Source organism: Metasolibacillus meyeri (genome assembly GCF_003049505.1).
GTDB lineage: Bacteria > Bacillota > Bacilli > Bacillales_A > Planococcaceae > Metasolibacillus > Metasolibacillus meyeri.
This window is the reverse complement of record NZ_PYWN01000150.1, coordinates 1-10,127: the sequence shown is the minus strand read 5'-3', so window position 1 is coordinate 10,127 and position 10,127 is coordinate 1. Positions and strand designations below refer to the sequence as shown.

Annotated in this window: 12 protein-coding genes; 10 read left to right on the top strand and 2 right to left on the bottom strand. The window is 37.4% G+C overall.

Annotated features, from left to right (window positions below; all coding sequences use genetic code 11):
* Positions 1-287 precede the first annotated feature (287 nt).
* The 6 genes from C9J34_RS18270 to C9J34_RS18245 all read left to right on the top strand — a co-directional run bounded on the left by C9J34_RS18270 (position 288) and on the right by C9J34_RS18245 (position 5,311).
* On the top strand, positions 288-683 hold the full coding sequence (locus tag C9J34_RS18270) for a RidA family protein (protein WP_107841612.1): 396 nt from the start codon (positions 288-290) through the stop codon (positions 681-683).
* 213 nt (positions 684-896) lie between these two features.
* Positions 897-1,424: a sigma-70 family RNA polymerase sigma factor gene (locus C9J34_RS18265; protein WP_107841611.1), complete on the top strand. Its 528-nt coding sequence runs from the start codon at positions 897-899 to the stop codon at positions 1,422-1,424.
* Positions 1,414-2,859, top strand: coding sequence for a DUF6241 domain-containing protein (locus C9J34_RS18260; RefSeq protein ID WP_107841610.1), 1,446 nt, complete (start codon positions 1,414-1,416; stop codon positions 2,857-2,859). The genes C9J34_RS18265 and C9J34_RS18260 overlap by 11 nt, the downstream gene beginning before the upstream one ends.
* 23 nt (positions 2,860-2,882) lie before the next feature.
* The gene (locus C9J34_RS18255; protein ID WP_107841609.1) at positions 2,883-3,851 is read left to right on the top strand and encodes a hypothetical protein; all 969 of its coding nucleotides are present in this window, start codon (positions 2,883-2,885) and stop codon (positions 3,849-3,851) included.
* A 262-nt stretch (positions 3,852-4,113) separates the two neighbouring features.
* Positions 4,114-4,743, top strand: a complete 630-nt coding sequence (locus C9J34_RS18250; RefSeq protein ID WP_107841608.1) for a GNAT family N-acetyltransferase — start codon at positions 4,114-4,116, stop codon at positions 4,741-4,743.
* 40 nt (positions 4,744-4,783) lie between these two features.
* Positions 4,784-5,311 carry an AAA family ATPase gene (locus C9J34_RS18245; RefSeq protein ID WP_107841613.1) on the top strand — a complete coding sequence of 176 codons (528 nt, stop codon included), beginning with the start codon at positions 4,784-4,786 and terminating at the stop codon, positions 5,309-5,311.
* Positions 5,312-5,337: 26 nt separating this feature from the next.
* Here the strand turns inward: C9J34_RS18245 and C9J34_RS18240 are convergent, their stop codons facing one another.
* Positions 5,338-5,949: a hypothetical protein gene (locus C9J34_RS18240; RefSeq protein WP_107841607.1), complete on the bottom strand. Its 612-nt coding sequence runs from the start codon at positions 5,947-5,949 to the stop codon at positions 5,338-5,340.
* A gap of 379 nt (positions 5,950-6,328) precedes the next feature.
* Here C9J34_RS18240 and C9J34_RS18235 point away from each other — a divergent pair, with 379 nt between their 5' ends.
* From C9J34_RS18235 to C9J34_RS18220, 4 genes are all read left to right on the top strand, one after another.
* Positions 6,329-6,529: a cold-shock protein gene (locus C9J34_RS18235; RefSeq protein ID WP_004225195.1), complete on the top strand. Its 201-nt coding sequence runs from the start codon at positions 6,329-6,331 to the stop codon at positions 6,527-6,529.
* 110 nt (positions 6,530-6,639) lie between these two features.
* Complete coding sequence (locus tag C9J34_RS18230) at positions 6,640-7,239, top strand: ABC transporter transmembrane domain-containing protein (protein WP_193769074.1); 600 nt, start codon at positions 6,640-6,642, stop codon at positions 7,237-7,239.
* Between the two features lie 25 nt (positions 7,240-7,264).
* Positions 7,265-7,513: a cyclic nucleotide-binding domain-containing protein gene (locus tag C9J34_RS18225; RefSeq protein WP_238600705.1), complete on the top strand. Its 249-nt coding sequence runs from the start codon at positions 7,265-7,267 to the stop codon at positions 7,511-7,513.
* Positions 7,514-7,873: 360 nt separating this feature from the next.
* Positions 7,874-8,131: a hypothetical protein gene (locus tag C9J34_RS18220; RefSeq protein ID WP_107841604.1), complete on the top strand. Its 258-nt coding sequence runs from the start codon at positions 7,874-7,876 to the stop codon at positions 8,129-8,131.
* 204 nt (positions 8,132-8,335) lie between these two features.
* Here the strand turns inward: C9J34_RS18220 and C9J34_RS18215 are convergent, their stop codons facing one another.
* Complete coding sequence (locus tag C9J34_RS18215; RefSeq protein WP_107841603.1) at positions 8,336-9,940, bottom strand: ABC-F family ATP-binding cassette domain-containing protein; 1,605 nt, start codon at positions 9,938-9,940, stop codon at positions 8,336-8,338.
* Positions 9,941-10,127: the final 187 nt, after the last annotated feature.

Below are 10,127 nucleotides of genomic sequence, written 5' to 3'. Positions count from 1 at the left end.
GTTAGTTGAACCAATCGGGCTTTTACGGACAGTTATCGCCCACCTATCCTTTTTTGTTTTTCTCAAGTCTTGAGGCGGGCGTCTTACTGTCCGTTAATGCAGGATAAATAAACGGAAGTGAGCTTAGTAATTAGATTTCTAAATTAAACGATTTTTGCTATAAAAAGGTTCGATAATTTCAATTGATAGAGTGAAAGCCTCACTTTCTGTGCAAAAAAAGAGTCTTATTATATAATGTGAAAAACAAATAAACCTTAGTTGTTGATAAAGAAATTGGAGGAATGAAAATGATCGTATCGAGAAATCCGCAAAGTGTACATAAGCCATTGGCACCATATAGCCATCAAATTGAGGCTTCTGGCAATATAAGATGGCTAACATTGTCGGGGCAGCTTGGGATGGATATTGAGGGGCATGTCCCTGAAAGTTCATTAGAACAATTGAAGCTAGCCTTTAAAAATATTCAACTTAATTTACAGGAAGCCAACATGGATGTGCAAGATTTAACAAAGCTCGTATTTTATATTGTTGGGGAAATGGATGCTGATAAAAGACGCGAAATCATTGGCGCGTTCCTAGGCGATCATTTACCTTGTACAACGATGATCTTTGTAGCCGGTTTAGCAGCTCCACAATTCAAAGTAGAGATTGATGCATGGGCGTGTCAAGAGGAAGTCGATTAACAATAAAGTTGGAGAATCTAAGTGTATTTTTAAAGTAGGCATTAGTGAATTATTTAAAGAATGAAACGACAATAACCTGTATCGATGATTACTGGATAATCGAAGATACAGGTTTTCTATTGCATTTGTTTAAAAATAAATATTTTCCTAAATTTGAACCGATTCTTATTTTGCAATCGTCTAATAGCAGAATTTGAAAGGGAGGGTAGTAGATTGGACAGAGAAGAAAAAGATGACATATTAGAAAAAATAATGATTGAATATGGCAATGAATTGGTACGTTTAGCATTTTCTTATGTGAAAGATGCAGAGACTGCGAAGGATATGGTGCAAAATACATTTATCAAATGTTACCAAAACCTTGATTCCTTTCGATTTGACGCACAAATCAAAACATGGCTCTATCGTATAACGATTAATGAATGTAAAGATTATTTAAAAAGCTGGCATTACAAAATGGTGCAAGTAAAAAGTTTGATCAATGTAACGACAAAATCCATTTTACCATCAACCGAAAAAACGGTGATTGATAAATATGATAATGAAGAAATAAAAGATACGATTTTTTCTCTTCCAAAGGTGTATCGAGAGGTAGTTTATTTATATTACTATGAGTTATTAAATTCAGAGGAAATTGCCAAAGTGTTAGATATTTCGGTCAATACGGTGAAGACGAGATTAAGAAGGGCAAAAAAGAGGTTGGAGTCGATGATAAAGGAGGCAGAGCTAAATGGCAGATAAACGAGTAAAAAATGAATTTTTTAAGATGACTGAACAAGATTTACGATTTACACAAGAAGACCGTCAGAAAGTATTTGAACAAATTTATAGACCGGAGAAGAAAAAGAGATTCGTTGTTTCTTTTGTGCCACTGACAGCTTCTTTATTTATCGTTGGCTTATGCTTATTTTTATTAATGCCAGTCATTTTTCCTGAAAACGTGATAGAAGAATATGCTAGAACGGATTCGAATGATGTAGTGGAGGCGATAGCGCAAGAGGATGAGGTTGCCACGATGCTATTTACAGTGAAGGATGAGGATAATCGAATCCATTTGAACCTTTTATTCGCTTATAGTAAAGAGCAAAGGCGGATGAACGTACTAGCAATTCCACGCGATACGTATGCACCTATCTTTGAGGAAGATGAACCGATCTCATATGATAAATTGACATTTGCTTATGTGGACGGTTCAGACGGAGCGGAGAGTGTCAGAAAAAGTGTTTCAGCGCTATTTGATTTACCTATTGATTATTATGCAGTAATGGATTTAGCTGACTTTTCGACACTGATTGATGCAGTTAATGGCATCGATTACGTGTTGCGGGAAGATATTCGTGTAAGAGCTATCACGCAAGTAGCGTTTGATTTTGCAAGAGGAACGAATCATTTGAATGGAGAGGAGGCTGTCGCTTTAATGATGGCGACGACAGAAAGAGATGCACTAGGCAGAGAACATCTAGTAAAGCTATTGAATACTGTTGCGTATAAAATCAAAAAAGAAATGTCACTCACACAATTACAGGAAATGGCGACTCAACTAGAAACGAATATGCCATTCAATCCTTTGTTCGAGAAGCCTATAGAAATTCATACGATCAAATCGTTCTCCTTACTGGATGGACTGCAATCAACGATGTTAGATGAGAAATACTATGTGACGTTTGAGGAAGGCTTTTTAACGTATATTGGCGAAAAGTTAACGACATTTGACGAATCAAATGCTGTTGTCTCAACGGTAGATACGAGTCATGGCTGGGAAAATACGATTTTTTCTAACAAGGTTGATGAATGGAAAAATGGAGATGAACCGTTTGTTGATAATTTAGTAGAAGAAGTAATGCAACAGATGGCACATCAAAAGGTCATCGCAGAATTTAAAGAAGGCTCGATTATGCTAACACCTGAAAGAATCGCTACTTTACAGCGGATGGTCGAGGACAACAAGGAGCAATATACGCATCATGCAATCTATTTGGATATATTAAATCGTTGGCAAAAAGGTGATTTTTCAACAGTGGATGATGACCATAATCGCTTGATGCAACTGCAAGGGACGAAAACATCTGATGGCACAGCGACAGGCATCGCTTCAGAGGAGCAAGAAATTCATTATATATTCCAAGTATTTGCGAAAGAAGTAGATGAAGTTTTTGGCCGTGCGGAAAAACAATAAAAATAGTGTAGAAAAGGCTGGTTATGATGAAAAGAAAATCAATTTTACGCAAGCTAGAAACGATTCTATTTCTTACAATGTTGACGGGATGTAACACAACAGGTGAATTGGATGAGGCGAAAAAAGCTGGGGTAGCATATGCACAGCAAATGCAAACTGAAACAGATAAAACGAAAACGACGCCAATTGAACCATTGTCGCTTAATATTCATGAGGAGATTTCGAGCGTACCTGCATATCAAACTGTGTTTGCTTTTGAGAAACTTTCAAGTGGCATAAGCACGGTACCACTTGATAAAGTAAAGGCGATGTATGAGGAAATGAAAGCGACCTTTGATTATATTTTGGTCAGTGACTATCCTTTAGCTTTTAGAGGAGATTATCAAGGTGACACGAACTTTGTGGATGGCTATGAACAGTATCAAGCTGATGGGATGCCAAACCCAGTGAATGTCGTTGCGCGCGATTGGGCAGGCAATGAGTTTTTGACAACACCACTGAAAACGATTTTGTTAGGTGAAGATATGATGGGGCGCTTCGATAACAGTATAGCGGAAGGAAGAAATCTTCAAATGTCTGATTTTACGCTTGCGGCACCAGACGAACCAATTCATGTTGCACTGGGACATGCCTATAAGGAGATGTATAAGGTTGGTGATACATTTTCTTTAGAATTGGTTTCGGAGGTCATGAACTTTCAAGTCGTTGGTTTTTATCAAGAAGGGACTGGGTTTGCAATGCAACAGCCAGTGGACTTTGATTATACGATTGTGATGCCACACATTTTATTGGATTATGAGCCTGTTGGAGAGGCAGCTATATTCCAACACGCCTTTCATTTAGCTGAATTGACATCAGGTTATATCCAAATTGAGAATATCAATGAGGATACGTATAATCATATGGTGAGTATGGTGGAAGAAATGGCGCAGCGACACGGTCTTTCAGGTCTTTATAAAATGGCAAATGAGCCAGTCGAGTTTGTGTGGTAAGAAATTGAAGAAAAGCAAAAGGCTTATGTTAGTCTTTTGCTTTTTTCGTATCAAAGTTTGGCTGGGCGAAATCCTGTGTTCGTTGGGCGAATCGTGATTTTTGAACTAAAAAAGAGTTACCTAAAGAGCACTTTGTAGGTAACAACTTGATAGAATGATATAATTTTTAGAAAAAATTCCTTATTTATCTTATATTTGCTATACTATTTTCAATGAACGTTATAACTAAGTTCAGATTTGTAAACAAAAGGGGAAATTTTTTATGAAAATCATACCATACGCGCCACAGTACGAGGAAAGCTGGTTACGGTGCAGAGTTTTAGCTTATCTACATACCGCAATGTACGAGGATGTTGAAATTGAGAAGCCGACATTTGATGGTCGCCCTACTATTGAGTTGATTGCTGTTGAAAATGATATCGTTATTGGGATAATCGATGTTGTTTTGGACACAGAGGAATTGAAAACGACGCTTTTATCAGAGGGCTTAGGTGCATTTATACCTGTTATTGCAGTGCATCCTGATCACCAATCAAAAGGCATTGGGTTACAGCTATATGAAGCCGCTTTAAAGGCGCTTGAAAAAACACCGATTGAATTTATTGAGCTTTATACACGAGATGACGTGCAGGCGAATAATTTCTATAAAAAGCTAGGCTTTGAATTACGCCTTGAAACATACGATGTATTTGGTGTGAAGAAAGGGGAGCACAAAGGGATTTTAGTAGAAGGAATTGAAGATAAGAAATTCATAGCAAAAACAGCCGATAATCAGCCTTGCCCCTATGTTTTAACAAGCTCGGTGTATCAAGTGTATGATAAAGCTGTGCTAGAGGAATTTGATTATGAACGCTGTCACCCAGCGCGCGGGTATTTTAAACAAATTAAATAAAGAAGTGGATGAAATAACTTATGACGAGGGAGCTTGTGGAATGATTATCATGATAAATGGTGCATTTGGTGTTGGCAAAACTACGATTGCGACGATGCTTCAAAACGAAATTGAAAATAGCATAATTTATGACCCTGAGGAAGTAGGATACATGCTACGAAATGTACTTCCAGCAAATTTGAAAAAAATGGAATCTCCTACAGGTGACTTTCAAGATTTAGAGTTATGGAAAAAGCTGACCGTGGATGTCGCAAGAAGTTTAATGACTCAATATAATCAACATCTCATTGTGCCAATGACAATTAGAAAATTTGAATACTTCCAATTTATTCATGATGGATTCAAAAGCATGGATGAACAAACCTATCATTTTTGTTTGACTGCAAGTAAAGAGACTATTTATGAAAGGCTCAGATTGCGCGGGGAGGAAGAGGGAAACTGGTGTTTTCAACAAACGGATAACTGTTTGGAAGCCTATAATCGAGATGATTTTGGTGCGTACATAGATACTGAAAAGCTTGATCCTGAGGTCATTGTTCATCGCATAAAAGAAAAATTAAATCCTTAGCTTGTAAAAAAAGAGCTGACTTACATTCAGTCAGCTCCTAATACCTCAAGCTCTTTCAATGTAGAAGTAATAATGAATATCTCATATTCTTCCATAATTTCGATCACACTTTTCACTAATCCGTAGCCGTGCACATAATAGTTTGTTTCTGTCGCATTTCCAATCTCCATGACAACGACAACCGCATTATTAAAAGAGCGATAGGGGGTATCAACTTGTGCAGCAATATCGGCAATCGCCCAATGGTCTTCTGATTGTCCGACCTCAATCGGTGCTTTTAAAAGTGTTGTGATGACTGGATAGGTGTCGAGCGCAGTCGCATCAAATTGTGCAACATCCTCTGCTTCTTGGAATACGAGCTCAATTGCTGTATCCGTAACGCGGTAAACTGTATTTATTACTACACCACCATTATCAACACGAACATGTACATAATCCGAGCTTAGCCAAAATGTTTGCTCTGTATAGCTAGCAAATTCATTGCCTTCACCTTCAAAAAAGGCGGTCGAGCCATCTTCTTTAAAAAAGAGCTGCAATTCATTTGTTTGCTCTTCCACAGGTGGATTTTCAATCGGCAGCTTGTCATTTGAACAGCTCGTCATAAACAGTAATGCACATAACAATATGAAGTAACGCACTTTTACCACTTCCTTTTCTGATTTTTATTCCTATACCTCAAGACTTGAAAACAACGAAAGAAACTGTCTGTAAAAGCTTGATTCATTCAACTAATAATCAGTGGTGGATAGGAAAATTCCCATTGATTAAGGTTTCACTATATTTAATTTACCACTATTTCATTTAACATAAACAAGTTATAAATAAATTACCTCAGTTTTCCGCTTGACAAATGGTGATTAATGTTTTATGATTAAGTTAATAAAATCAATTGTAAAAGAAGACATGAAATCACATATTACAAAGAGTAATCGTGTTTTGATAGATACTTTTTGTAATATGTGATTTTTTTTTCGAGTAATAAGATTTTATTTAATACAATTAATGGAGGTCATTTAAATGACACAAGGTACAGTAAAATGGTTTAACGCAGAAAAAGGTTTTGGATTCATCGAAGTAGAAGGCGGCCAAGACGTATTCGCTCACTTCTCAGCTATCCAAGGTGAAGGTTTCAAATCACTTGAAGAAGGCCAAAAAGTTGAATTCACAGTAGAAGAAGGCCAACGCGGACCTCAAGCTGCTAACATCGTAAAACTATAATTTACGAAAAAAACCACTCTTAATTGAGTGGTTTTTTATTTTGGCGAAATTTTCTTTTATCGCTCGACCAAATTTGCGATGCAATGCTACTTAGAAATGGGGGAATGGCGTTGTTTTATTTACTGCAAGCGTTGAAAAAATATTTGCGGCAACGGAAACTACTTGTGCTTGTCATAATTTTAGCCATTCTATTTGAGCTTGGCTTTGAGTATTTTACTTCGATGAGCATGAAGTATTTAATTGATTTTGCGATTGTGCCTCAAGACTTGCGGATGTTTTTGATGGTCCTCGTTATTTTTGTTGTGGGTGGTTTGCTAAGCCTTGTCATTGGTGTGGCTGGGGATTATGCGCTTGCCAAGTTGAATGAAAAGACGATGGTGGATGTGCGCAGCGACATGTATGCACGTTTTCAGCAGTTTTCGTCACGTGCTTTTTCCAAGTATCGGAGCGGTGACTTACTAGCTCGCTTTACATTAGATATGCCTGCCGTTGAATACGCGATGCAACAAGTTTTTGCAGTGGGAATCTATTCGATTTTGAGTATAATTGTCGGAATTATCTTAATGTTTTCAATCTCATGGAAGCTTATGCTTGTCGCAGTAGGCAGCTCCTTACTCGTTATGTTGCCACATTTGTTACTGAGCAAACGGGCGAAAAGCTATAATCAGAGTTATATCGAGTGCTGGAGATACAATCATTCGCCAAGGTGAGCGTGGCAATAAGTTTTACATCATTGTGCGCGGGCATGTAGAGGTCGTAAAGCATGCGGAGGGCGGAATAGAAACAATCATTGCGCACTTGCAGGATGGGCAGTATTTTGGAGAAATTGCATTATTGCGCCATATTCCACGAACTGCTGATGTGCGCGCCGTCAGCGACAGCGTATTTTTAACATTGACCTCGCAGCAACTTCTGCCACTTATCGAGCGTTATCCAGATTTGAAGCAGCAGCTAGAGGAAGAAATCACCCAGCGTTTGTCGTAAATCTGTTTGTTTATAAACATGGTAAACTCCTCTTTTATGGGGAGTTTTTTTATTCTATTTGATTTAAGTGGTTTGTCTACAAGTAAAGAACTCGCTAGAATTGGTGAGTCCTTTATTGTTTCTTTGTTTTTTGTAATGTAATATTAAAATTAGAAAAATTGCTTCAATATGGAAAATTGATTATAAAAGGTCTTATAATACTCTATGGTTGTATGAACCAGCGTAAAGTGATGGATTATCTGTTCCTGCTGAATGATATGACAGAGCAACAATTAATAATCCTGAAGATTTAAAGTTAGTTTTGAAATGAAGAAATAGGGTAATAGTTATGAGATTTATTATGATATAGGAGGGCAGAATTTGTCATTATTTAAACGTTTTGCTTTTTGGTTGCCATTACTGGCGGTAGTCCATTATATACATGAGTTAATTTTGAATCCTATTACAGATGCTGCTCTTGCTGTTGACCCTCTACTCAGTTTTTTACTTATGAAGATGGGGCATATTGCATATGATTATGAAAATTTTAAGTTATTATTACCTGGTTTTCTCTTACATTTTTTTTTATGGTTATTGTATGGTATTGTGATTGATAAATTCATAAAGCAACTAATTTAACAGAAAGTCTTAGAGAATTAAGGCTCTCTGTTTTTGATTTTCTTCATAAAAAGAGGCTTCTCATTGGAAGAGAAGCCTCAGAATTCTGCCTTATAACTGTCCATTGGATATGCTCCAAATACAACGATTTTATATGGAGTTGTTTGGATAGCAAGTAGATTGTTTGAAAAGCTGCTATATCAACATTTATAAGAGTTTTTACAACTAGTTCAACCCTTGTGATTCCTTCCACTCAAGGAATTCATCATATGTTAATTGCTTATCTAAAATCGACCCGTCTTCGCGGATTTCGATGATGCGGTTAGCAATTGTTTGGATGAATTGGTGGTCATGTGATGTGAATAACATCGCACCTTTAAAGCGAATTAAGCCTTCGTTTAGCGCTTGAATGGATTCAAGGTCTAAATGGTTTGTTGGCTCGTCTAAAATGACTACGTTTGAGTTTGCTAGCATCATTTTTGATAGCATACAGCGAACTTTTTCTCCTCCTGATAACACAGCAGGGGATTTTTTCACTTCCTCACCTGAGAATAGCATACGACCAAGGAAGCCGCGTAGGAAGCTTTCTGTTTCGTCGTCTGGTGAGTATTGGCGCAACCAGTCAACTAATGTTTTTTCAGCGCCTGTGAAATATTTATCATGATCATTTTCGAAATAGCTTTGAGATGTTGTCACACCCCATTTGAATGTACCGCTATCAGCTTGCGCATTTTCCGTTAAAATATCGAATAATGCTGTTTTGGCATTTGGGCTACCTAAGAAGGCAATTTTGTCATCTTTGTTCATAGAGAAGCGCATATCTTTAAATAATACTTCGCCGTCTAATGAAGCTGATAAGCCATCGACTGTTAATACGTCATTCCCGATATCACGACCGATTTGGAAGTTGATAAACGGATACTTACGGCTAGATGGACGAATATCATCTAGCTCGATTTTGTCTAACATTTTTTTACGAGAAGTTGCTTGCTTCGATTTCGATGCGTTCGCAGAGAAGCGCGCGATGAATTCTTTTAATTCTTTAATTTTTTCTTCTTTTTTCGTGTTTTGGTCAGACAGCATTCTTTGTGCTAATTGGCTTGATTCATACCAGAAATCGTAGTTCCCAACGTATAATTGGATTTTACCGAAGTCAAGGTCCGCAATATGGGTACATACTTTGTTTAAGAAGTGACGGTCATGCGACACAACGATTACTGTATGTTCAAAGTTAATTAAAAACTCTTCTAGCCATTGGATTGCCTTTAAGTCAAGGTGGTTCGTAGGCTCATCTAGTAATAGTACATCTGGCTCACCAAATAATGCTTGGGCAAGTAAGACTTTTACTTTGTCAGAGCCTTCTAAGTCCGCCATTTTTGTGTAGTGTATGTCGTCACCGATGCCTAAGCCGTTTAATAATGTAGCCGCATCTGATTCTGCTACCCAGCCGTTCATTTCAGCAAATTCGCCTTCAAGCTCCGCAGCACGCATGCCATCTTCATCTGAAAACTCTTCTTTTGCGTAAATGGCATCTTTTTCTTTCATCACTTCATAAAGGCGTTTATTGCCCATAATCACCGTATCTAAAACTGTATGTTCATCATACTCAAAGTGATTTTGCTTTAATACCGATAAACGCTCGTCTTTGCCCATTGATACATGGCCTTCTTGCGCCTCAATATCACCAGCTAAAATTTTTATAAATGTTGATTTCCCAGCACCGTTCGCACCGATTAAACCGTAACAGTTGCCTGGTGTGAATTTAATATTTACGTCTTCAAACAGTTTACGATCACCATAACGTAAACCAACGCCACTTACTTGAATCATGTAAGCTTCCTCCTTCAAATTAAACAATGAGCGATATGCTCTTATTTGTACACAATACTATTCATTATAACGCAACTTGGAAATAAAAGAAATGAAGAAGTAAAAATGATAGCAAGTAGATAATGAAGAAAAATTTATCCCGTATTAACAGGCTGTAAGACCCCCACATCAAAATAGTGAGTGGAAC